Genomic DNA, 21,231 nt, shown 5'->3' on the forward strand with positions numbered 1-21,231 from the left:
GGTGGTCGAGCCGATGGCCCAGACCCAGCGACGTCAGCAGCAGTTCGGCGCGCGTCCGCGCCGCCGCCATGTCCACATCGCGGATGACCTGGGGCAGGATGACATTTTCGGTGGCGTTGAAATCAGGCAGCAGATGATGGAACTGGTAGACGAAGCCCAGCGCATCGCGTCGCAGGCGGGTACGCCCGTCATTGTCCAGCTTCGCCGCCTCCTCGCCCGCGATGCGGATCGACCCGTCGAACCCGCCTTCCAGCAAGCCCACCGCCTGGAGCAGCGTGGACTTGCCCGATCCCGACGGGCCGAGCAGCGCGACGATCTCACCCTCCCCGACCGACAGGTCGACGCCGCGCAGCACATCGATGGTCACGCCGCCCTGGGTGAAACTGCGGGCAAGGCCGCTGACCTTGAGAATGTCATTCATAGCGCAGCACCTGCACAGGATCGGTGTTTGCGGCCTTGAAGGCCGGATAAAGCGTGGCCAGGAAGCTGAAAATCAGCGCCATGACGCAAATGACCGCAATTTCCACCGGGTCGGGCTGCGACGGCAGTTCGGTCAGGAAACGAATGGAGGGATCCCACAGATTCTGCCCCGTAATGAACTGTATCGCATTCACAACGCTCTGGCGGAAGAAGAGGAAGGTGAAGCCCAGCGCCAAGCCCGCCACCATGCCCAGCGTGCCGATGGTGACGCCCACGGTCATGAAAATCTTGACCAGCCCCGCCCGGCTCGCGCCCATCGTCCGCAGGATCGCGATGTCGCGCGTCTTGGCGCGCACCAGCATGATCAGCGACGACAGGATGTTGAACACCGCCACCAGCACGATGATTGACAGCACGACGAACATCGCCACCCGCTCGACCGCCAGCGCCTCGAACAAGGATGCGTTCATCTGCCGCCAGTCGGTAATGACCGCCCGCCCGGCCACCTTCGCGGCCAGCGGCTCCAATATTTGTCCGACCCGATCGGCATCGACCGTTTCGACTTCGATCATGCCGACCACGTCGCCCAGCAGCAACAGCGTCTGCGCATCCGCCATCGGCATGACGATCAGCGCCTTGTCATAATCATAGATGCCGACTTCGAAGATCACCGAAACCTGATAGGATATCTGGCGCGGCATCGTGCCGAATGGCGTCGAACGCCCCGCCGGATTGAGGATGGTCAGGCTGTCGCCAACCTGTACGCCCAGATTTTCCGCCAGCCGCGACCCGATGCCGATCTTGCCGCCATTTTCGGTCAAACTGTCGAGATTGCCCGCGACGATCTTGCCCTTGAGCGTCTTGTTGCTGCGGATGTCGGGCAGCGTCATGCCGCGCACCAGCACCGCCTCGACCCGTCCCTGAAAGCTGGCGAGCAGCGGCTGCTCGATCATCGGCGTGGCGCTGGTGACGCCTGGCGTCGCCTTGGCCTGTTTCAGCACCGACTGCCAGTCGGGCAGCCGCCCGCCATAGCCCTGGACCACGGCATGGCCGTTCAGGCCGACGATCTTGTCGAACAGTTCGGCGCGAAAGCCGTTCATCACGCTCATCACGATGATCAGCGCGGCGACGCCCAGCATGACTGCGGCCAGGCTGATGCCGGCGACCAGGAAAATGAAACCTTCGCCCTTGCCCGGCAGCAGGTAGCGCTTGGCGATCATGCGTTCGTAACGGGAAAGAATCATGTGGCGCGAACGGCCCTTTGAAATTTGGTCTCTTCTTCGTCTAGGCGGCGGCCCGGCCCACGGCAAGCATTGCCCGATTGTTGCATCGCCGCCACAGCGCGGGACGGAAAATCACAGCACACCGATTTTGGCCGTGACTCAGGCCCGCGCCGGTCATAGCAAGACATTCGAAGCACAGGTGAAAGGCCGTGGTTCAGGGATACTGCATCCCGCTTCGAGCTTAGGGGGCTAAGAAGCGGTTGAGGCAGTCCAAGGGGGAGACGAGTAATCGTCCATTAAACACCCGGATCGTGAAAACACGATCCGGGTGTTTTTTATCTATCCCGTCCTGCCACTTCTGCCCCCCTGCCTCCTACAAGGGTAGCGCCACTTCGTTTCGCCTTCCGATCCAACTAGCCCGCCCATGACGTAACTTCGTCCCGCCAATAGGCCCGCACGGCGCAATCTATCGCTGCCACCTTGTCGGGCATCGAGTCGATCAGGCTGAACAATGCTGCCTCGTCCTGTCTCGGTTGCCCGCTGTCAGGACATGGCAACAACCGCTTGAGCAGATCGACCAGCGGCTGATCCACCCGCTCCAGGATCGAGGCAATGCTGGTCCAGTCGCCGCCGGGTGGGACCGGCTTCGCGTCACGCGGACGCTCTCCCATGCCTGGCAGACCATGATGATCGCGCAACCAGTGGATGACGTTGATGTTGCCCTGCTCCACCAACGCCCGCGCCCGCCCGTTCAGCCTGGCGCGCGTGCCGACCAGCGCCTCCGCGTTCATCGCCTCAAACAGTTCGATCAGGCGCATGCTGCCAGGGGTCGCCTTGCCCTGATATTCCGCACAATAATGGCCGCGATAATATTGGAGCGTCACCATCTGCTCCGCCGACAGCGACCGATTGGCGCGAGCGGCGGGCAAGGTCACATGACGATCCGTCAGTTCGCGCAACACCGACTGAAAATCAGCCACCACATCGCCGCCCGTCAGACTATTCCGATCGAACAGCCGAACCGTGACGCTGGCGACGTCCGGGCTATTTTCCCAGCGCTCCAGCGCCTCGTGGATCGGCCGGCGATACGCGCCGGGCGGAATGAAGCGCGTGCTGGCCTTGATCGCCTGCTGCGCCTGAGACAGATACATGGCTGCCGGATGCCGCACATAGGCGACCACGTCGACATCCTGCACATCGGGATCAATCATCCGCACGATGGACAGGATATCCTCGGGCGGTTGCCGAATGAAATTTTCGGCGGACAGAATGATATGATCGGCATCGCCGCGCGCGGAGGCCAGCTTGGCCACTGTATTGCGCGCATGTCCCATCTGGACCCCGTCGTCGCCCCGCGTGCTGCCGCCAATCAATGTGGTCAGGCAATAATTGCCGCTCGGCGGATTTTGCGATTCATACAAGATGCGCTGGGCGCGCAAACCCTCCCGGCCATGGAACAAGCTGGTCTGAATGGAGGAACTGCCGCACTTGGGATCGCCAACATGCAGGATAAAACGGGTCAAGGACGCCTCTTCAGTCATGGCGCTCCACATATGGCCGGGGCCAGAAAGCGCGATCGTTCGAAGCGTCTTGAAAGACACAAGATGCAAACCATATCAAGCGCGTCCAGTCGCCGCATGGGGCTGGACACCGTATCGCCGGACGCCTGACACAGGGTTCGGCATGTTCATTTTGCTCTTTGGGAGATTATGACAATGCGTGCTTTTGACCTGACCCCCTATCGCCGGTCCACCGTCGGTTTCGATCGTCTCTTCGACCTGATCGAAAACAATGCACGGTTGCAACAGAGCGATAACTATCCCCCCTTCAACATCGAGCGCCTGTCGGAAGATCGCTATCGCGTCACCTTGGCCGTCGCGGGTTTCCGCTCCGACGAAATCGACATTACTGCCCAGCAGAATCTGCTCCAGGTGGTAGGTCGCAAGGATGACACGCCCGCTGCGGACCGCTCCAAATATCTGCATGTCGGCATAGCCAATCGCAGCTTCGAGCGGCGCTTTGAGCTGGCCGACTTCGTCCGGGTGGAAAAAGCCGATCTGGCCGATGGCCTGTTGGTCATCGACTTGGTGCGTGAGGTGCCCGAAGCGATGAAGCCCAAGAAGATCGCCATCAACGGCGGTCAACTGGTCGACATCAGCGTTCAGGACCGCAACGCCGCCTGATCCGCATCATGTTGAAAACGGAGGGCGCGACCGCAAGGCCGCGCCCTTTTCTTGCCCGATCAAATCTCTACCTGGCTGCCCAGTTCGACCACCCGGTTGGTCGGCAGGCGGAAAAATTCCATCGCGCTTTCGGCGTTCCGCAGCATCCAGGCGAAAATCTTCTCACGCCACAACGGCATCCCCGGCTTGGCCGAAGGCAGCAGCGTCTGGCGCGCCAGGAAAAAGCTGGTGTCCATCATCTTGAACGCCTGACCGCAACCGGTCACATTTTTGAGCGCAGCCGGCACGTCGGGTTCCTGCATGAAGCCATATTGCAGCACCATGCGGAAAAAGCCCCGGCCCAGATCCTCCAGTTTGCACCGGCCGTCATCCTCCACCACCGGCACATCCTTGATCTTGACGGTCAGCAGGATGACACGCTCGTGCAGCACCTTGTTATGCTTCAGATTGTGGAGCAGCGCATGGGGAACCCCGTCGGGCGTCGATGTCATGAACACGGCCGTGCCCGGAACCCGCACCGCGCTGTTGGCGGCGGACGCGACGAAAACCGGGATCGGCATCGCCGCCTCGCGCAAGCGGTCCTGCACCAGCCGCCGGCCGCGCGACCATGTGGTGAGCAGGGTGAAGACGATGAAGCCGATCAGCAGCGGGAACCAGCCGCCGTCCGGTACCTTGGTCAGGTTCGCCGCCAGATAGGCGCCATCGACCAGGAAGAAGACCGCCAGCAGCGGCGCTGCATAATACCATTTCCACTTCCACAGGCGGTAGAGCAGCACGGTCAGCAGCAGATTGTCGATGAACATCGCGCCGGTGACCGCGATGCCATAAGCGGCCGTCAGGTTGGACGAGGTCTGGAACACCAGCACCAGCAGGATCACCATCGTCATCAACCCCCAATTGATGAGGGGGATGTAGATCTGCCCCGCGGCGGACGCGCTGGTATGGGCGATGCGCAGGCGTGGCATGAAACCCAGCTGGATCGCCTGTTGCGTGACCGAGAAAGCGCCGGAAATCACAGCCTGCGACGCGATGATCGCCGCCAGCGTCGCTAGCAGCACCAACGGCAACTGGCCCCATTGCGGCGCAAGATTATAGAAAGGACTGTGCAGCGCGGCCGCGCCGTCGCGAAACAGCAGCGCGCCCTGCCCCATATAATTGAGCATCAGCGCAGGGAGCACGAAGCAGAGCCATGAGACGCGGATCGGACTGCGCCCAAAATGCCCCATATCGGCGTAGAGCGCTTCCGCGCCCGTCACCGCCAGCACGACCGACCCCAGCGCCAGGAAGGCGGGCAGCGGATCGGTCACGAAGAACATCAGCGCCCAATAGGGATTGAAGGCGTAGAGAATGCCCGGCGTCTTGATGATCGACAGCACGCCCAGCGTGGCGATCGTCACGAAATAGAGCAGCATGATCGGCCCGAACAGCGACGCCACCCGATTGGTGCCAAGCCCCTGAATCCAGAACAGGCCCAGCAGGATCAAGATCGCCACCGGCAGAATAGCCGGGGCCAGGTCGCTATTATAAACAGCGATGCCCTCGACCGCGGAAAGGACCGACACAGCAGGCGTAATCATCGAATCGCCGTAGAACAGCGCCGTCGCGAACACGCCGAGCAGCACAATGCCGCGCGACCAGCGCTGCGTCTTGGTCTGGCCGTTGATCAGCGCCAGCAGCGCCAGGCTGCCACCCTCGCCCTTATTGTCGGCGCGCATGATGATGCTGACATATTTCAATGTCACGACCAGCATCATGGACCAGAACATCAGGCTGATGACGCCCAATATATGATCGGGATCGAGCGCAAGATGATGATGGCCGGCAAAGGTTTCGCGGAAGGCGTAAAGCGGGCTGGTGCCGATGTCGCCAAAGACGATCCCGATCGCCCCGACCACCAGCTTCGCCGTCGCCTTCTGCCGCCCATGGCCATGGCCGCCCTGGCCGTCGTCCGGCGACGCAGGCGCGGTGTTCGGAAGGAGATCAGCCATGAAGGAAATGCCAAATGATCATGCTTGTCTGGACACCCAACCGGGGACGCGGGCGGAATAGTCCGCTTACCCCCGCAAACCGCCGCGCACTATCACGGCTCCAGGGAGCACGCAATGCGAACGCTGCACTGCATCATGGCTGATCAGCGCCTTCTGCCGCCAGCATGGCATCGATACGCGCGATATTGGCCTCCAGTTCCGCCCGCACCTGACTGTCGGGCGGCGCGCTGGCCGCCAGCGGTGCCCATAGGTCGCGCGCGGCCTGCAACTGTCCTGTCCGCGCCAGCGCAAGACCGTAGAAATAGCGGGGCGCCGGCCCCTCAGGATCAAGCGCAAGCGCACGGCGATAAGCGAAGGCCGCGCCGGGCGACAACACGCCTTCACCATGAGCGACCAGCGCATTGCCCAGGCCGAGCCACAAATTGGCGTCATCGGGCGTGTCGCGCAGGCCCGACAGCAGCACGTTGGCCGCTTCCTTGGTCTTTCCCTGCCGGGCCAGTCCGTCCGAAAGCATCATCCATTGCGCCGCCGGGCCGAATCGCTCCGCAAGACCACGACGCCGCTCTGCCAGCTTCTCGTCAAAGGCTTCGCCCTTCGCATCCGCATTAGCGCGTGGCGCGCCGGCCAGACCCGGATGCCCCTGCCAGGCATAGCCGGCCAGGCCGAGCAGCAACGCGGCCGCGCTGATTTCGCGAGTCGTTCTGGGGATGCGGCCGATGAAGAGCATCGCGCCAAATGCTGCGGCCGCCAGCACGAAGGCGATGATCCAGCCCGTCATTGCCTCCTCCTCCGCTTGATCCGTCCGCGCAGCAGCAACAGGCCAAGGCTCAGCAGCAGCAGCGGCGCAGCCCAGAGCGGCCACAGGATCGGTGCCGCCGTGGGTTCATAGCTGACCCAGTCGCCATAGCGAGCGATCAGCCAGGACCGGATCGCATCGGGCCGTTCGCCCGCCATGATCCGCTCGCGTATCTGGGATCGCATGTCGCCCGCCATGCTGGCGTTGGAATCCGCGATCGACTGGCTCTGGCAGGTCAGGCAGCGGATGGTCTCCATCAACGCCTTGGCCTCTCGCTCCTGCCGCGCGTCGGGAATCTGTCGATCCGCCCAGGGTGCGGGCGGCAAAGCGGTCTGCGCGGCCAGCGGGGTGGCAAGGATGGCCAGCAGCAGGGCGAGAAACGGCTTCATTGCGCCTTCCTCACCCGGTCGAGGATCATGGCCACGTCGTCGGCGCGAATATCGCCGATATGCTGGTAAGCGATGCGGCCCTTGCCGTCGACCACGAAGGTTTCGGGCACCCCGGACGAACCCAGCGCGATCTGCACGCCGCTGCGCGCGTCCAAGCCAATTCGGGCATAGGGATTGCCATAGCGCGCAAGGAAAGCGTCGACATCGGGCCGCGCGTCGCGAATGGCGATGGCGTCAATCTCCACTCCCGCCGCCTTGAGCGCCATCAGTTGCGGCGCTTCGGCCGCGCAGGGCACGCACCAGCTGGCGAAGATATTGAGCAGCCGCGGCTTGCCGGTGGCAAACTGCGCACTGGAAAGACCGGGGCGGTCGCTCGCTCCCGCCGGCAGGGTGAAGGACGGCAGCGACTGGCCCACCAGCCGCGAATGGATTATTCGGTCGTCAGGCTGGAACAGGCCGCTCGCAAACAGGCCGATGAACGCCAGAAACAGCGCCAGCGGCAGCCAGATCAGCAATTTCCTCATGCCACCGCCTTTCGCGCGCGCCATTTCAGCAGCCAGCCGCGCCTTTCCCGCCCGAGCAGCGCCAGCGCGCCGCCCAGCGCGATCATGACGCCACCCAGCCAGATGAGCGTGACGAATGGCTTCCACCAGATGCGCAATTGCCAGCGGCCACCCTCCACCTCTTCGCCCAGCACGACATAAAGCTGCCCGTTCCAACAGGTCAGCAGCGCCGCTTCGCTGGTGGTCGTCGGCGGCGATGCGAAAAAGCGCGACTGCGGCCGCATCAACACAGGGGCGCCGCCCCGGTCGACTTGCATGTCAGCCTGAAGCGCGGTCCAATTATCCCCTGCAATCGGCCGGATGTTGACGAAATGCAGCGTCCATCCGGCGGTGTGGATGCGGTCGCCCGGTCGCGCCGCCACCAGCTTTTCCGTGGTGAAGGCGGAGTCGCTGGCCATGCCAGCCACGCTGACCGCACAGCCCAGATGGGCGATCACCATGCCCCAGGTGAAGAGCGGCGTGCGCCAAAGCTTGCGTTTCCACAAAGGCGCGACGCTTGCCGCGCCGACGGCCACCGCGATCACCAGCCCCAGGAAGGGCAGCACGCCGATCCGCCCCCAGGCCAGCACCGCCAACAAGGCAGACGCGGTGATCCCGATCGCGGCCGGAACCAGCAAGCGCTTTGCGACGGCTCCGGCGCGGTCTCGGCGCCAGCGAGTCAGCGGCCCGGCGGCCAGCGCGATCATCAGCGCCAGCGCGATCGGCCCCGCAATCCGGTCGAAATAGGGCGCGCCCACCGATACCTTGTGGCCAAAAGCTTCGGTCATCAGCGGATAGAGCGTGCCGATCAGCACGACGCCCAGAATGACCGAAAGCAAAAGATTATTGACCACCAGCAATGTTTCGCGGCTGACCAGTTCAAACGGCGCGCCCTCACGCACCGACCCGATGCGCCAGCCGAACAGGGCAAGCGCCCCACCGATATAGATGGCCAGCAGCGCCAGGATGAAACTCCCTCGCTCCGGATCGACGGCGAAGGCGTGGACACTGGTCAGGATGCCCGATCGCACCAGGAAGGTGCCCACCATGGACATGGAGAAGGCGACCACCGCCAGCATGATGGTCCAGGCCCGCAATCCATCGCGGGTCGCGAGCACCGTCACGCTGTGCAGCAGCGCGGTTGCCGCCAGCCAGGGCATAAGCGATGCATTCTCGACCGGGTCCCAGAACCACCAGCCGCCCCAGCCCAGTTCATAATAAGCCCAATAGCTGCCCGCCGTGATGCCCAACGTCAGCAGCACCCAGGCGGCCAGCACCCAGGGGCGCATGGCGCGCGCGAAAGCCGCCTCCACCGTGCGCGTCAGCAGCGCCCCCACCGCAAAGGAAAAGGCGACCGACAGGCCGACATAGCCGAGATAAAGCGTGGGTGGATGAAAGGCGAGGCCCGGGTCCTGCAACAGCGGATTGAGCCCCTGCCCGTCGGGCGGCGGCGGATCGATCCGCGCGAAGGGATTGGAGGAAAAAAGCAGAAAGGCATAAAAGCCGAGTGAAATCGCCGCCTGCGCGCCCAGGGTCGCCATGTGCGTGTCGCGGCGCAGCGCCCGCTCGAACAGGGCGACGGCCGCGCCCGCCACGCCCATCACTGTGACCCACAGCAGCATCGACCCCTCATGATTGCCCCAGGTGCCAGCGAATTTGTAGAGCCATGGCTTCATCGAATGGCTGTTGGTCGCGACGAGCAGCACCGACATGTCGGACCGCAGGAACAGCGTGATGAGCAGGGCGAAAGCTACCGCCGTCAGGGCGCCCTGCGCCACTGCCGCGGGTCGGACGGCGCCCAGCAATTCGGGTTTGCCGCCCTTCAGCCCCGCAAAGGCGAGAACTAACTGGAGCAGCGCCAGCGCGGCGGCGAGCCAGAGCGCGGCAAGGCCGGCCTCGGCGATCATGCGCGCGGCTCGCCAGAACCGCCGCGGCGAAGGGAAGGAAGCCGCATCACCGTTCCGTCTTCATCTCGTGCGTGGTCTCATTATAATTCATCCCCTCCAGTTCGCGGGGCATATAACGTTCATCATGTTTGGCCAGCAGGTTGGTGGCCACGAACACGCCTTTGCCGTCAAAGGCGCCTTCCGCCACGACTCCGCTGCCTTCCTTGAACAGGTCCGGCGCGATGCCGCTGAATGTCGCCGGAACGGTCGCTTTCCCGTCCGTGACGTCGAACCGGATGGTGACGCCGTCGGGCGCGCGCTTCAGGCTGCCCTTGACCACCATGCCGCCAAGGCGAATGGCCTTGCCCGGTTCCACGCCCTTCGTCTTTACGTCGCCCGGCGCATAGAAATAGGCCGCCTCGTCCCGCAATGCGGATACGGCGAGCAGCCCCGCGCCGGTGATCGCGACCAGCGCCGCCAGCGCCAGGATCAAACGCTGATGCTTCGCCTTCATGCGCGACCCGGCAGCGCTTCGGCGGCTGTTTCGGCGCGACGCATCGTACGCCAGCTCACGAAACTCATGATCGCCGTCCCGGCCGCCGTTACCCCATAGGCGGCGACCACAAATGCCCACTGGTTCATGACCCTATCCTCTCGCCAGACGCTGCATTCGCGCCTCGACCTTATTCTGCGCCAATATCGCCCGCATCCGCATCAGCACGATCGCGGCGAACCATAAAGTAAAGCCCAGCAGCGTCAGCCCCAGCGGCCAGAGCAGCGATCCGTCGATGCTTGACCCGCGCAGCGTGATGCTTGGCCCCTGATGCAGGCTGTTCCACCAGACCACCGACCGGTTGATGATGGGGATGTTGACCGCGCCGACCAGGCCGAAAATGGCGGTTACGGTGCTGACCCCGCCCTGCCCCGCCGCCTGCCCCTGGCGCGCGCTCGCATTGGCCAGCGCGATATAGCCCAGATAGAGGAAGAAGAGGACCAGCATGGAGGTCATGCGGCCGTCCCATTCCCACCAGGTTCCCCAGGTTGGACGCCCCCAGATCGAGCCGGTCGCCAGGCAGATGGCGGTAAACAGCGCGCCGGGCGCCGCGATGGCGCGTCCGGCCACCCCGGCCAGCGGATGACGCCATACCAGCTGCATCAGCGCCGCCAGCGCAATGCCGGTCCAGCCGCCCATGCCCAGCCACGCGGCGGGCACATGTATATAGAGTATGCGCACCGTATCGCCCTGAAGATAGTCGGCGGGGGTCAACCACAGGCCGCACGCGGCCCCGGCGATCAGCAGCAGCAGGCCCGGCCAGAACAGCCAGCCGGTCAGCGGACGCGCGATCTTGAGGAAGCGGGCGGGATTGGCGAAACGATGCATCAGGGTTGCCTGTGTAGCGGCGTGCGTTTCGCTCCGCCAGTAGGGCTTTTTGCCGATAGCGCCGCCCCGAAAACGCTGTGTTGCCCCCGACGGGCCGGTTTTTTGTGACAAGGAGGCGACAAAGCGACCCCGAGTGACTATATGCGCGCGGACAGGCGGCCCGACTGGGCACGCCAAGAACGGCAACGGACCCGGCTCGCACTCATGTTCACGACCAATCCCTTCGACGACGACAAGTTGCGCGAGGAATGTGGCGTCTTCGGCGTTTCCCGCACGGAAACGGCGTCCGCCATCGTCGCGCTCGGCCTCCACGCGCTCCAGCATCGGGGGCAGGAAGCCGCCGGCATCACGAGCTGGGACGGGCATGAATTCCACACCCATCGGGCGATGGGCCATGTCGCCGGCAATTTCGACCGGGACGAGGTGATTCGCGCCCTGCCGGGCGGCAGCGCCTGCGGTCATGTCCGCTATTCCACCACCGGCGAAACCTCGCTGCGCAACGTTCAGCCGCTCTATGCGGAACTCAACTCCGGCGGCTTTGCCATTGCCCATAATGGCAATATTTCCAATGCGATGAAGCTGCGCCGCGAGCTGATTCGGCGCGGTTCCATCTTTCAGTCGACATCGGACACCGAAGTCATCATCCATCTGGTAGCCACGTCCAGCTATCGGACCTTGCTCGACAAATTCATCGACGCGCTCAAGCAGATCGAAGGCGCCTATTCACTGATCGTGATGACGCCCGAAGGCATGATCGCCTGTCGTGATCCGCTGGGCATTCGACCGCTGGTCATGGGCCAGCTGGGCGATTCGACCATCTTCGCTTCGGAAACCGTGGCGTTCGACGTGGTGGGCGCCGACTATGTCCGCACCATCGATCCGGGCGAACTGGTGATCGTCACCAATGAAGGCGAAATCCGTTCGCACCGCCCCTTTGGCGAGACCAACGCCCGCCCCTGCATTTTCGAACATGTCTATTTCAGCCGTCCCGATTCGATCGTCGATGGCTCCAGCGTCTATTCGGTCCGCAAGGCGATCGGCGCGCAACTCGCGATCGAAAATCCGGTGGAGGCCGATTATGTCATCCCGGTGCCCGACAGCGGCGTGCCGGCGGCGATCGGCTATGCGCAGGAATCGAACATTCCCTTTGAACTGGGCATCATCCGTTCCCATTATATCGGTCGCACCTTCATCCAGCCGGGCGACAAGGTCCGCCATCTGGGCGTGAAGCTGAAACATAATGCCAACCGCGCCCTGATCGAGGGTAAGCGGATCGTGCTGATCGACGATTCGATCGTGCGCGGCACCACCTCGCTCAAAATCGTTCAGATGATGCGTGAAGCCGGTGCGGCCGAAGTGCATATGCGCATCGCCAGCCCGCCGACCAAGCATAGCTGCTTCTATGGCGTCGACACGCCGGAGCGGACCAAGCTGCTGGCGCACAAGCTGGACATTGGCGGGATGCAGGACTTCATCCATGCCGACAGCCTGGCCTTCATCTCGATCGATGGCCTCTACAAGGCATTGGGCGAAGCGAAGCGCGCCGACATCCGGCCGCAATATTGCGACGCCTGCTTTACCGGCGACTATCCGACCACCCTCACCGATCAGGATGATGTCGTGGTCAAGAATCAGCTCGAACTGCTCGCAGAGCGGGTCGTCTGACTTCGGCGCCCTCACCCCGGCGAAGGCCGGGGTTTGACGTCCCTATCGGTCCCAGTGCGCGCCGCTCAACCGGCCGAGCAGGAATGGATTTATCATGACCAGCAACCTTCTCCTTTCCGGCAAACTGGCTCTGGTGACGGGCGCGAGCCGCGGCATCGGCGCCGCCACTGCCAGGGCGCTCGCCGCCGCGGGCGCCCACGTCGTGCTGACCGCCCGGACCGCGGGCGGGCTGGAAGAGGTGGAAGATCATATCCACCGAGCGGGCGGCAACGCCACCATCGCCCCGCTCGACCTCACCGACGGGGACAGCATCGGCCGCCTGGCGCAGGCGATCGGCGGCCGCTGGCAGGCGCTCGACATGCTTGTCCTCAATGCCGCGACGCTGGGATCGCTGGCCGCCGTGCAAGCGATCGACGCCAAGGAATTTGCTCGCCTCCTGACGCTCAATGTCGCCGCGCCGCAGGCCTTGATCGCAGCCTTTGACGGAATGCTGCGCGCCAGCGGCGACGCGCGCGTCGTGGCGCTGACCTCCTCGGTCGCCGCCCCGCGCGCCTATTGGGGCGCCTATGGCGCGTCGAAGGCTGCGCTGGAAACGCTCGTCGGCGCCTATGGGGAAGAAGTGCGGAACATCTCCGCCATCCGCACCCACATCGTCGATCCCGGTGCGACTCGCACCGCGATGCGCGCCCGCGCCTTCCCCGGCGAAGACCCCGCCAGCCTCAAAGGCCCGGAAATCGTCGCGGATGCGATCGTCCAATTGGTCACCGCCGACACCCCAACGGGCCACAGGATGCGCGTGGAGGGTTGACGGGCAGCCGCCAACGCGCGGCCGGTCACGCCAACGGCTTGACCAGCGTCACTTGCGCCACGTCGATGCCGCCACCGCGAAACCCGCCCTCGCAATACATCAGATAATAGCGCCACAGCGCCACGAAATGCTGATCGAAGACCGGTGGGAGCCGTCCGTCGTTGATCGCCCGGTCGAAACGCTGCCGCCATCGCCGTAGCGTTTCGGCGTAATGCGGGCCGAATCGGCGAACGTCGCGCCATTCCAGTCCGCGCTCCTGCGCAAGCGCACGAAAACGGCGCTCGGAAATCAGCATCCCTCCGGGAAAAATATAGGTCTGGATGAAGTCCGCGCTCCGGGCATAATTTTCAAAAATGGCGTCGTCGATCAGGATATATTGAACCGCCGCCCGGCCACCGGGCCGCAACAGGCGATGAATCGCGTCAAGATAGGCGGGCCAATAGGCCTGGCCGACCGCCTCCACCATCTCGACGCTGGCGATGGCGTCATATTGCCCGCGCACATCCCGATAGTCGGTCAGCAGGATCTGCGCCCCTGATCCCAGCCGATCGCGTGCATAATCCGCCTGCTCGGCGGACAGGGTCAGTCCGCTATAGGCGATCGCCCGCCGCTCCATCGCTTGCTCGGCCAAGCCGCCCCAACCGCAGCCGATTTCCAGCAGATTGTCGCCATCCCGCAAATCCAGACGATCCAGGATCGCATCGACCTTGCGCCGCTGCGCAGCTTCCAAACTTTCGATGACGTTGTCAGGATTAATAAACAACCCACTGGAATAATGCATATTATCGTCCAGCCAGAGGCTGTAGAAATCATTCCCCAAATCATAATGATAGGCGATATTGTGCCGCGATCCGGCACGACTGTTCCGCCGCACCCAATGCACGATCCGGCCGATCCAGCGCGCCGGTCCCCGCGCCCTCGCCACCCGCCCGAGCGCTACGGCATTGCACATGAACAGCGCGAACAGCGGGACCGGGTCGGGGCTGGACCATTCGCCCGCCGCCCAGGCGCGGTACCAGCCAGTGGACCCGCCGCTGGCCAGCCGCACCAGCGCCCGCCAGCTATGCAGATCGACGATGCAAGTCGGCCCGTCAGCCCGCCCGCCCAACAGGCGACTGGTCCCGTCTGGCAGGCTGGCTTCTAGCGACCCCTGTTCCAGTCCCAGGTCGATCCGGTCGAGCAGCCGGTGAAAAAGCGGCGCCAGCCATCGGGACAAGCGCCTGCTGCGACTGCTGCGGGGTGGGTGCCGGACAGACAGGGCGCGTCGGCCGCGACGGGGATCGGTGGCGTTCATGACGCCAATTCTGCCGCAAGCCGACCGCCGCTGCAATCATCGCTTCATGCGGCGGTAAGCGCTCAATGCTCGCTCCCGCCCTTCCCGGTGCCCGATGATCTTGGCGGGATAGGCGGCGGGCCGGGCCTCGTGCGCGTCGGGGTCGTGAATTGCGTGATCGGGCAGCCCCGCGAGTTCGGGCACCCAATGCCGGATATAGTCCGCCGCATCGAACTTTTCGGACTGGCTGAGCGGCGCCATGATGCGGGTGAACATATTGGCGTCTACTCCACTGCCCGCCACCCACTGCCAATTGACGCTGTTGTTAGCGTAATCGGCATCGACCAATGTATCCCAGAACCAGCGCGCGCCATGCCGCCAGTCGATCAGCAGATGCTTGATCAGAAAGCTGGCGGCGATCATCCGCACGCGATTATGCATCCACCCGCTCGCCCAGAGCTGCCGCATTCCCGCATCGACGATGGGATAGCCGGTCGTCCCCGTCTTCCACGCTGTGAAATCCCCCCGCGCCTCCCGCAGCCCACGCCACGCCATATGGTCGAAATCATCGCGGGCATTCTCGGACCCATAAGCGGGCAGACCGCAAATCTGCGTGTGCGTATAATCCCTCCAGATCAGCTCTTTAAGGAATATCTCTGCATCCTGGCCTGAGGACGTTACCCGGTGCCAGACATAGGCCGGGGACACTTCGCCAAAGTGCAGATGGGGCGAAAGGCGCGACGTGCCTTCGATCGAGGGCAGGTTGCGCGCTTCGGGATAGGCTTCGACTTCGTCAACGAACAACGCCACATGGGCGCGCGCGCCGTCCTCCCCCGGCGTCCATGCCTCCGCAAAGCCTTTCGCCCAATTGGGTTTGGACGGCAATAATCCCCATTCTTCGAGCGAATCGCTATCCGGCCACTGCGCCGGTCCGTCGATCCGGTGTGGCACGGGATGCGGCTGATGCGGTGGCATATGCGCCATCACGGCACGGGCGAACGGGGTATAGATGCGATAAAGTCCCCCCGCGCCGGTGCGCACGACACCCGGCGGCAACAGCAGCGCGCCATCGTGCAGGCAAAGCGCAATTCGCTTAGCCACCGTTTTCTCGGCGTTGCGCCACCAGGGTTCGTAATGATGCAGCGCATGAACACGGCCGGCGCCGGTTTCGCTAGCCAGTTGCGCCAGAACCTCCGCGCTCCTGCCACGCCGCAGGGTGAGGCGCGATCCCTTGGCGCGCAGGCTTTCGTCCAGTTGCTTGAGGCTATAGTGCAGCCACCAGCGAGACGCCCCGCCCATGGCCCATTGGCGCGCAGCCTCGTCGTCCAGAATATAGACCGGCACCACCGGCCCCTCAGCGGCTGCGGCGGCAAGCGCGGCCTGATCGGAAAGGCGAAGATCCTGGCGAAACCAGAGCAGGACGGAATCTGTCATTCCGCCCCAATGCCGCTTGAAGAGGGAGGTTCCAACACCCCCATGGGCCATATTGCTCCCGCAACGATCCGTCGCAAATCGGCCTTGTTGCGATTCGCCTGGTGGACGAAGGGCACCGCCCCGCTTATTCTGGACGACGCGTCGCGCATGGGCGCCGATGGTGGGCTTTAGGGGTAAAGGCTGCCGCGAAACATTTTTGGGGACTTTACGGCTTTGACGCCCACAGAACAGGAACTGGGATACCGACCCTGCGTCGGCATCATGCTCGTCAACATGGATGGCAAGGTTTTCGTCGGTCAGCGGATCGATAACGCTGTCGAAGCCTGGCAGATGCCGCAAGGTGGCATCGACGAAGGCGAAGACGCGAAGGCCGCTGCGCTGCGCGAACTGCTGGAAGAGACAGGTATAGGGCACGACCATATCGAAATCATCGCCAGGGCCGCGGATGAGCATTTCTACGACCTGCCGCCTGAGCTGGTTGGTAAACTGTGGGGCGGCAAATATCGCGGCCAACGCCAATATTGGTTTTTGGCCCGCTTTCTGGGGCAAGACAGCGATGTCGACATCCAGACCAGGCATCCGGAGTTTCGCGCGTGGAAATGGGCGCTGCCCGATACGCTGCCGGAATTGATCGTCCCGTTCAAGCGCAAGCTCTACCGCGACATATTGCATGAGTTCCGGGCGCTTATCTGAACCGGCCGGTGCGTTTGGGGGCTTAAATTTTGCGGTCGCGAAGCTATGAGGGGGTTATGCGTGCCTGCCTCATCCCATTTTCGCTGCTCCTTACCGCCATGCCGGTTGCCGCCCATGCGGCTGACGGCGCGCTTCTCCCGCCAGCGGTGCGGGAGATGCTGGAAGCGGCGATCGCCAATGGCAATGAAGCCGAAATCGCCGCCGTTGCCAAGATCGCCAAACAGACCAATCCTGAATCCAACGACCAGATCCAGCGCATGGTCAAGAGTTGGAAGGAGCGGACCCAGGCGACACACGAGACCGTGATTCGAGAGGCTAATTTCACCGACCTGTGGACCGGCCGGATCGAAGCGGGCGGATTCCGTTCGACCGGCTCCACCAGCGAAATCGGCATCAGCGCTTCGGCTACGGCGACCCGCACCGGCATCCAGTGGAGTCACAAGCTGACCGCCAGCGCCGATTATCGTCGCGCCAACGGTATCACCTCGCGGGAACGCTATTTTGCCGGCTATGAGCCGCGCTATGAATTTGACCCGCGCGGCTTCGCTTACGGCCTCGCCCAGTTCGAACGGGACACGTCGATCGGTTATGACGAGCGTTATACCGCGTCGGTGGGCGTGGGTTACAAACTGATCGTCAGCAAGCCGGTCGACCTGTCGGCGGACATCGGTCCGTCGGTGCGTCACGCCAAATATCTGATCGGCGAACGCGAAACCAAATTGGGCCTGCGCGGATCGATGGCATTTGCGTGGCGCGCCACGCCGACCCTCACCGTCAAGCAGACCGCATCGGGCTATGCCGAAAGCGACGTCTACACGCTCAATGCCCTGACATCGGTCGAAACGAAGGTCACTACACGCTGGTCGGCCGCTTTCTCGTACAATGTCCAATATGAATCGGAAACGGTGCTCCAGGCACGGGACTTCGACACGCTGAGTCGTCTCACCCTGACATATGATTTCTGAGGCACGCAATTTTCGTGCGGGGGTGGAGGCTCGTCCCAGGCTCTGATAGACCTTGGCGATGACTTTTTTGTCCCTCGACGAACAGCGGATATTGGCACGCGCGGCCGCCGCGCCGATGCTGGATCAGGTGCAGCGCTGGGCCGCGATCAACAGCGGATCGCGCAATCTTGACGGCTTGGCGCAGATGGCGGATGCGCTGGCGGATGCCTTTGGCGCCCTGCCCGGCGCCATCCGGCTGGTCGATCCGGCGCCGGTCGATCATGTCGCGGCGGATGGCAGGGTCCAACCGCTGATCCATGGCCGCCATCTTCACCTGTCCGTCCGTCCACAAGCGCCCGTTCAGCTGTTGCTGACCGGCCATATGGACACGGTCTTTCCAGCCGATCATCCTTTTCAGGGCCAACGCTGGCTGGAACCGGGCATTCTCAACGGCCCCGGCGTCGCCGACATGAAAGGTGGGATCGCCATCATGCTCGCCGCCCTGACCGCGATCGAAACGTCGGATGCGACCGCCCTGCTGGGTTATGACGTGGTCATCAACAGCGATGAGGAAGTGGGAAGCCCCTCTTCGGCCGGCCTGCTGCGGGAGTTGGCGGCCGGCAAGGCAGCAGCCTTCACCTATGAACCCGCTTTGCCCGACGGCACATTGGCCGGGGCGCGGGCGGGCAGCGGCAATTTCTCCGTCATCGTCATTGGCCGCAGCGCCCATGCCGGGCGCAATCCGGAGGAAGGGCGCAATGCCCTGGTAGCCGCGGCCGATCTCGCGCTGCGACTCAAGACCGGGAGCGGCAAGGGCTTCTCCTGCAACCCGGCGAAGATCGAGGGCGGCGGCCCCAATAACGTCGTGCCCGATCATGCCGTGCTGCGCGTGAACTTCCGCCCCAGGACGCCGGCGGACGAAAAGATTGCCCGCGCCCTGATCGACCGCGCCATGGCAGAGGTCGCGCGCGACCATGACGTCACCTTGCACCTGCATGGCGGCTTTGGCCGGCCGCCCAAACCAATGGACACAAAAGCCGAACGACTCTTCGGCCTCGTCCGTCAATGTGGCGCGGATCTGGGCCTGACCATTGGCTGGCGCGACACGGGCGGCGTGTGCGATGGCAATAATATTGCGGCCTGTGGCGTGCCCGTCGTCGACACGATGGGCGCGCGCGGCGGCAGCATCCATAGCGATGCCGAATTTCTGCTGACCGACAGCCTTGCTGAGCGAGCACAACTTTCGGCGCTCGCCCTGTGGCGAATCGCCCACGGGCAGTTTCAACCGGGACAAAAAGAGGGGATGACCGCTTGAGCTTCATTATGCGCATCGCGCGCGCGGACGATCTGCAAACGCTCTACGAGATGGCCAAGCTGACCGGTGGCGGTTTCACCAACCTGCCGCCCGACCGGACCTCGCTCGCCGCCAAGCTGGAGCGGACCGAACGGGCGCTGGCCCGGCAGGGCGAAGGCATAGAAGACGAACTGATCGTCATGGTGCTGGAAAATGTCGAAACCGGCCAGGTGCGCGGCACCTGCCAGATTTTCTCCACCGTCGGACAAAGCTGGCCCTTTTATTCCTACCGGCTGGGCGTCCTCACCCAGCATAGCCGCGAACTGGGCCGCACCTTTCGCGCGCAGATGCTCTCGCTGACCACCGATCTGGAAGGATCGGTCGAGGTGGGCGGCCTGTTTCTCCACCCGCGCGAACGGGCCGAAGGGCTTGGCCTTCTGCTCGCGCGCAGCCGCTATCTTTATATCCGGGGGCATCGCGCCCGCTTTGGCGATCGGGTGATCGCGGAACTGCGCGGCGTCATCGACGAAGCGGGCGGATCGCCCTTCTGGGACGGCCTTGCCGGCCGCTTTTTCGGCATGAGCTTTCAGGAAGCGGACGAGTTCAATGCGGTGAACGGCAATCAGTTCATCGCCGACCTGATGCCCAAGACGCCGATCTACACCGCGATGCTGACGGACAGCGCCCGCGCCGTCATCGGCCTGCCCCATCCCAATGGCCGGGCGGCGATGCGGATGCTGGAAACGGAAGGGTTCGAAAATGCCGGCTATGTCGATATTTTCGATGGTGGCCCCACGATGATCGGGCAGATCGACCAGTTGAAAACCATCGCCGCGGCACGCGATGTCACGCTTCATGCCACCCATGAAAAAGGCGGGCAGAAGATGCTGATCGCCGCCGGCCGACTGGCCGACTATCGTTGCACCTGGGGCTTCATCGAGGAAGATGCCGAAGGCCGCGTCTCGCTGGATGCCGATAGCGCAGCCCGGATCGGACTGGCTGCGGGCGACAGCTTCACCATGGCAGGACGGGCATGAGCGTTACCGAGATCAATTTCGACGGGCTGATCGGTCCGAGCCATAATTACGCAGGTCTCAGCCTTGGCAATCTTGCCTCTGCGCGCAATGCCGGCGCGGTCTCACAGCCGCGCGCCGCAGCTTTGCAGGGCCTTGAGAAGATGCGGGGCAAAATCCGGCTCGGGCTGAAGCAAGGGCTATTCCTGCCCCAGTGGCGACCGGACGGCGCATGGCTGGCGCGCCTTGGCACCGATGTCGGGCAGGCGGAACCCCACATCCGCGCCGCCGCCATGTCCGCATCGTCCATGTGGGCGGCCAATGCGGCGACCATATCACCCGCCGCCGACACGCAGGATGGCCGGACGCATCTGACCGTCGCCAACCTGGTCACGATGCCGCATCGCAGCCATGAATGGCCGCAGACGCTGGCGCAGTTGCGTCTCGCCTTTTCCGACCCGCGCGCCTTTGCCGTGCATGATCCGGTGCCCGCGCCCTTCGGTGACGAGGGTGCGGCCAATCATATGCGGCTGGCGGAACGGCATGACCTGCCTGGCGTAGAGATTTTCGTTTATGGCCAATCGGGCGGCCCCTTTCCCGCCCGCCAGCATGTCGAAGCCAGCAAGGCCGTCGCACGGCTGCACGGCCTCAATCCGGCCCGCAGCCTGTTCGTCCAGCAATCGGAGGCGGCGATCGCGGCCGGCGCCTTTCACAATGACGTGGTCGCCGTCGCCAATGAGCGGGTTCTATTCGCGCACGAACACGCCTTCGCGGACAAGGATCGTTTCTACGCCGACCTGCGCGCAGCCCTGCCCTGCGTCGAAATCGTCGAGGTGCCGGCAAGCGCCGTCAGCCTGGCCGATGCGATCAAGAGCTATGTGTTCAACGCGCAACTCGTCACGCTGCCCGACGGGGCCATGGCCCTGATCCTGCCGACAGAAGCGCAGGAGACGCCGGCCGTCTGGTCCTGGCTGCAACAAATGGTTGCGGGCAATGGCCCGATCCGTCGCCTCATTCCCGTCGATGTGCGTCAATCCATGGCCAATGGCGGCGGCCCCGCCTGCCTTCGGCTGCGCGTCGTCGCCGACCCAGCGACCATCGACCCGCGCTTTCTGGTCGATGAAGCGAGGCTGGACGAAATCGCGAAAATCGTCGCCGCCTACTGGCCCGAACAAATCGCGCCGGATGATCTGGGCGACACGCGGCTGATCGCCCGGATCGAACAATCATGGTTAACGCTTGTTGACCATCTGCAGCTTTCGGGCGATCTTGTTCCCTAGCGGGGGCTGTCCAGCCCGA

Annotated in this window: 21 protein-coding genes; 8 read left to right on the forward strand and 13 right to left on the reverse strand. The window is 63.8% G+C overall.

What is annotated here, in order from left to right; genetic code table 11:
- From C100_RS41515 to C100_RS41525, 3 genes are all read right to left on the reverse strand, one after another.
- Positions 1–421 (reverse strand): ABC transporter ATP-binding protein (locus tag C100_RS41515; RefSeq protein WP_024021021.1); only part of this gene is annotated, 421 nt, incomplete at its 3' end.
- On the reverse strand, positions 414–1,664 hold the full coding sequence (locus C100_RS41520) for a lipoprotein-releasing ABC transporter permease subunit (RefSeq protein ID WP_024021022.1): 1,251 nt from the start codon (positions 1,662–1,664) through the stop codon (positions 414–416). The genes C100_RS41515 and C100_RS41520, both read right to left, overlap by 8 nt.
- Before the next feature lie 392 nt (positions 1,665–2,056).
- Entirely contained in the window at positions 2,057–3,166 is a 1,110-nt protein-coding gene (locus C100_RS41525; protein ID WP_152536508.1) for a hypothetical protein, read from the reverse strand.
- 186 nt (positions 3,167–3,352) lie between these two features.
- Between C100_RS41525 and C100_RS41530 the strand changes: the two genes are divergently transcribed.
- Entirely contained in the window at positions 3,353–3,826 is a 474-nt protein-coding gene (locus C100_RS41530) for an Hsp20 family protein (protein WP_031309961.1), read from the forward strand.
- 59 nt (positions 3,827–3,885) lie between these two features.
- Here C100_RS41530 and C100_RS41535 read toward each other — a convergent pair whose 3' ends face one another.
- From C100_RS41535 to ccmC, 8 genes are all read right to left on the reverse strand, one after another.
- Positions 3,886–5,814, reverse strand: coding sequence for a potassium transporter Kup (locus C100_RS41535; RefSeq protein ID WP_024021025.1), 1,929 nt, complete (start codon positions 5,812–5,814; stop codon positions 3,886–3,888).
- A gap of 133 nt (positions 5,815–5,947) precedes the next feature.
- The gene (locus C100_RS41540) at positions 5,948–6,592 is read right to left on the reverse strand and encodes a tetratricopeptide repeat protein (protein WP_024021026.1); all 645 of its coding nucleotides are present in this window, start codon (positions 6,590–6,592) and stop codon (positions 5,948–5,950) included.
- Positions 6,589–6,999 (reverse strand): cytochrome c-type biogenesis protein, encoded by a 411-nt coding sequence (locus C100_RS41545; RefSeq protein WP_024021027.1) that lies wholly within the window; start codon positions 6,997–6,999, stop codon positions 6,589–6,591. The genes C100_RS41540 and C100_RS41545 overlap by 4 nt, the downstream gene beginning before the upstream one ends.
- The gene (locus C100_RS41550; protein WP_024021028.1) at positions 6,996–7,523 is read right to left on the reverse strand and encodes a redoxin family protein; all 528 of its coding nucleotides are present in this window, start codon (positions 7,521–7,523) and stop codon (positions 6,996–6,998) included. The genes C100_RS41545 and C100_RS41550 overlap by 4 nt, the downstream gene beginning before the upstream one ends.
- A complete protein-coding gene (locus C100_RS41555) occupies positions 7,520–9,448 on the reverse strand; it encodes a heme lyase CcmF/NrfE family subunit (protein ID WP_024021029.1) in 1,929 nt (642 codons plus the stop codon). Before C100_RS41555 ends, C100_RS41550 begins: the two co-directional genes overlap by 4 nt.
- Before the next feature lie 46 nt (positions 9,449–9,494).
- Positions 9,495–9,941, reverse strand: a complete 447-nt coding sequence (gene ccmE / locus C100_RS41560) for a cytochrome c maturation protein CcmE (protein ID WP_024021030.1) — start codon at positions 9,939–9,941, stop codon at positions 9,495–9,497.
- Positions 9,938–10,069 (reverse strand): hypothetical protein, encoded by a 132-nt coding sequence (locus C100_RS49335; RefSeq protein ID WP_024021031.1) that lies wholly within the window; start codon positions 10,067–10,069, stop codon positions 9,938–9,940. Before C100_RS49335 ends, ccmE begins: the two co-directional genes overlap by 4 nt.
- 4 nt (positions 10,070–10,073) lie before the next feature.
- Positions 10,074–10,808 carry a heme ABC transporter permease CcmC gene (ccmC, locus tag C100_RS41565; RefSeq protein ID WP_024021032.1) on the reverse strand — a complete coding sequence of 245 codons (735 nt, stop codon included), beginning with the start codon at positions 10,806–10,808 and terminating at the stop codon, positions 10,074–10,076.
- A 204-nt stretch (positions 10,809–11,012) separates the two neighbouring features.
- On the opposite strand from ccmC, the gene purF reads away from it, so the two are divergent.
- Both purF and C100_RS41575 read left to right on the forward strand, forming a co-directional pair.
- Entirely contained in the window at positions 11,013–12,473 is a 1,461-nt protein-coding gene (gene purF, locus C100_RS41570; protein ID WP_024021033.1) for an amidophosphoribosyltransferase, read from the forward strand.
- 94 nt (positions 12,474–12,567) lie between these two features.
- Entirely contained in the window at positions 12,568–13,281 is a 714-nt protein-coding gene (locus C100_RS41575) for an SDR family NAD(P)-dependent oxidoreductase (protein WP_024021034.1), read from the forward strand.
- A gap of 25 nt (positions 13,282–13,306) precedes the next feature.
- Here the strand turns inward: C100_RS41575 and C100_RS41580 are convergent, their stop codons facing one another.
- Both C100_RS41580 and C100_RS41585 read right to left on the reverse strand, forming a co-directional pair.
- Positions 13,307–14,575 (reverse strand): SAM-dependent methyltransferase, encoded by a 1,269-nt coding sequence (locus C100_RS41580; RefSeq protein WP_024021035.1) that lies wholly within the window; start codon positions 14,573–14,575, stop codon positions 13,307–13,309.
- Positions 14,576–14,611: 36 nt separating this feature from the next.
- Positions 14,612–15,988, reverse strand: coding sequence for a cryptochrome/photolyase family protein (locus C100_RS41585; protein ID WP_024021036.1), 1,377 nt, complete (start codon positions 15,986–15,988; stop codon positions 14,612–14,614).
- Between the two features lie 213 nt (positions 15,989–16,201).
- Between C100_RS41585 and C100_RS41590 the strand changes: the two genes are divergently transcribed.
- From C100_RS41590 to C100_RS41610, 5 genes are read left to right on the forward strand one after another with little or no spacing between them, the layout of a single operon-like run.
- Complete coding sequence (locus tag C100_RS41590) at positions 16,202–16,681, forward strand: RNA pyrophosphohydrolase (RefSeq protein WP_024021038.1); 480 nt, start codon at positions 16,202–16,204, stop codon at positions 16,679–16,681.
- A 56-nt stretch (positions 16,682–16,737) separates the two neighbouring features.
- A complete protein-coding gene (locus C100_RS41595; protein ID WP_024021039.1) occupies positions 16,738–17,646 on the forward strand; it encodes a DUF481 domain-containing protein in 909 nt (302 codons plus the stop codon).
- 58 nt (positions 17,647–17,704) lie between these two features.
- The gene (locus tag C100_RS41600) at positions 17,705–18,940 is read left to right on the forward strand and encodes a hydrolase (RefSeq protein ID WP_024021040.1); all 1,236 of its coding nucleotides are present in this window, start codon (positions 17,705–17,707) and stop codon (positions 18,938–18,940) included.
- The gene (locus tag C100_RS41605) at positions 18,937–19,956 is read left to right on the forward strand and encodes an arginine N-succinyltransferase (protein WP_024021041.1); all 1,020 of its coding nucleotides are present in this window, start codon (positions 18,937–18,939) and stop codon (positions 19,954–19,956) included. Before C100_RS41600 ends, C100_RS41605 begins: the two co-directional genes overlap by 4 nt.
- On the forward strand, positions 19,953–21,212 hold the full coding sequence (locus C100_RS41610; protein ID WP_024021042.1) for an N-succinylarginine dihydrolase: 1,260 nt from the start codon (positions 19,953–19,955) through the stop codon (positions 21,210–21,212). Before C100_RS41605 ends, C100_RS41610 begins: the two co-directional genes overlap by 4 nt.
- Positions 21,213–21,231: the final 19 nt, after the last annotated feature.

The organism is Sphingobium sp. C100, from assembly GCF_000508185.1.
Taxonomy (GTDB): Bacteria; Pseudomonadota; Alphaproteobacteria; order Sphingomonadales; family Sphingomonadaceae; genus Sphingobium.

Bases quoted from the DNA above. Each gene is read 5' to 3' on its own strand.
- C100_RS41610 (WP_024021042.1), top strand. From the start codon at position 19,953: ATGAGCGTTACCGAGATCAATTTCGACGGGCTGATCGGTCCGAGCCAT.
- ccmC (WP_024021032.1), bottom strand. From the start codon at position 10,808: ATGCATCGTTTCGCCAATCCCGCCCGCTTCCTCAAGATCGCGCGTCCG.
- purF (WP_024021033.1), top strand. From the start codon at position 11,013: ATGTTCACGACCAATCCCTTCGACGACGACAAGTTGCGCGAGGAATGT.
- C100_RS41600 (WP_024021040.1), top strand. From the start codon at position 17,705: ATGACTTTTTTGTCCCTCGACGAACAGCGGATATTGGCACGCGCGGCC.
- C100_RS41530 (WP_031309961.1), top strand. From the start codon at position 3,353: ATGACAATGCGTGCTTTTGACCTGACCCCCTATCGCCGGTCCACCGTC.
- C100_RS41545 (WP_024021027.1), bottom strand. From the start codon at position 6,999: ATGAAGCCGTTTCTCGCCCTGCTGCTGGCCATCCTTGCCACCCCGCTG.
- ccmE (WP_024021030.1), bottom strand. From the start codon at position 9,941: ATGAAGGCGAAGCATCAGCGTTTGATCCTGGCGCTGGCGGCGCTGGTC.
- C100_RS49335 (WP_024021031.1), bottom strand. From the start codon at position 10,069: ATGAACCAGTGGGCATTTGTGGTCGCCGCCTATGGGGTAACGGCGGCC.
- C100_RS41575 (WP_024021034.1), top strand. From the start codon at position 12,568: ATGACCAGCAACCTTCTCCTTTCCGGCAAACTGGCTCTGGTGACGGGC.
- C100_RS41550 (WP_024021028.1), bottom strand. From the start codon at position 7,523: ATGAGGAAATTGCTGATCTGGCTGCCGCTGGCGCTGTTTCTGGCGTTC.
- C100_RS41540 (WP_024021026.1), bottom strand. From the start codon at position 6,592: ATGACGGGCTGGATCATCGCCTTCGTGCTGGCGGCCGCAGCATTTGGC.
- C100_RS41555 (WP_024021029.1), bottom strand. From the start codon at position 9,448: ATGATCGCCGAGGCCGGCCTTGCCGCGCTCTGGCTCGCCGCCGCGCTG.
- C100_RS41535 (WP_024021025.1), bottom strand. From the start codon at position 5,814: ATGGCTGATCTCCTTCCGAACACCGCGCCTGCGTCGCCGGACGACGGC.
- C100_RS41585 (WP_024021036.1), bottom strand. From the start codon at position 15,988: ATGACAGATTCCGTCCTGCTCTGGTTTCGCCAGGATCTTCGCCTTTCC.
- C100_RS41595 (WP_024021039.1), top strand. From the start codon at position 16,738: ATGCGTGCCTGCCTCATCCCATTTTCGCTGCTCCTTACCGCCATGCCG.
- C100_RS41580 (WP_024021035.1), bottom strand. From the start codon at position 14,575: ATGAACGCCACCGATCCCCGTCGCGGCCGACGCGCCCTGTCTGTCCGG.
- C100_RS41520 (WP_024021022.1), bottom strand. From the start codon at position 1,664: ATGATTCTTTCCCGTTACGAACGCATGATCGCCAAGCGCTACCTGCTG.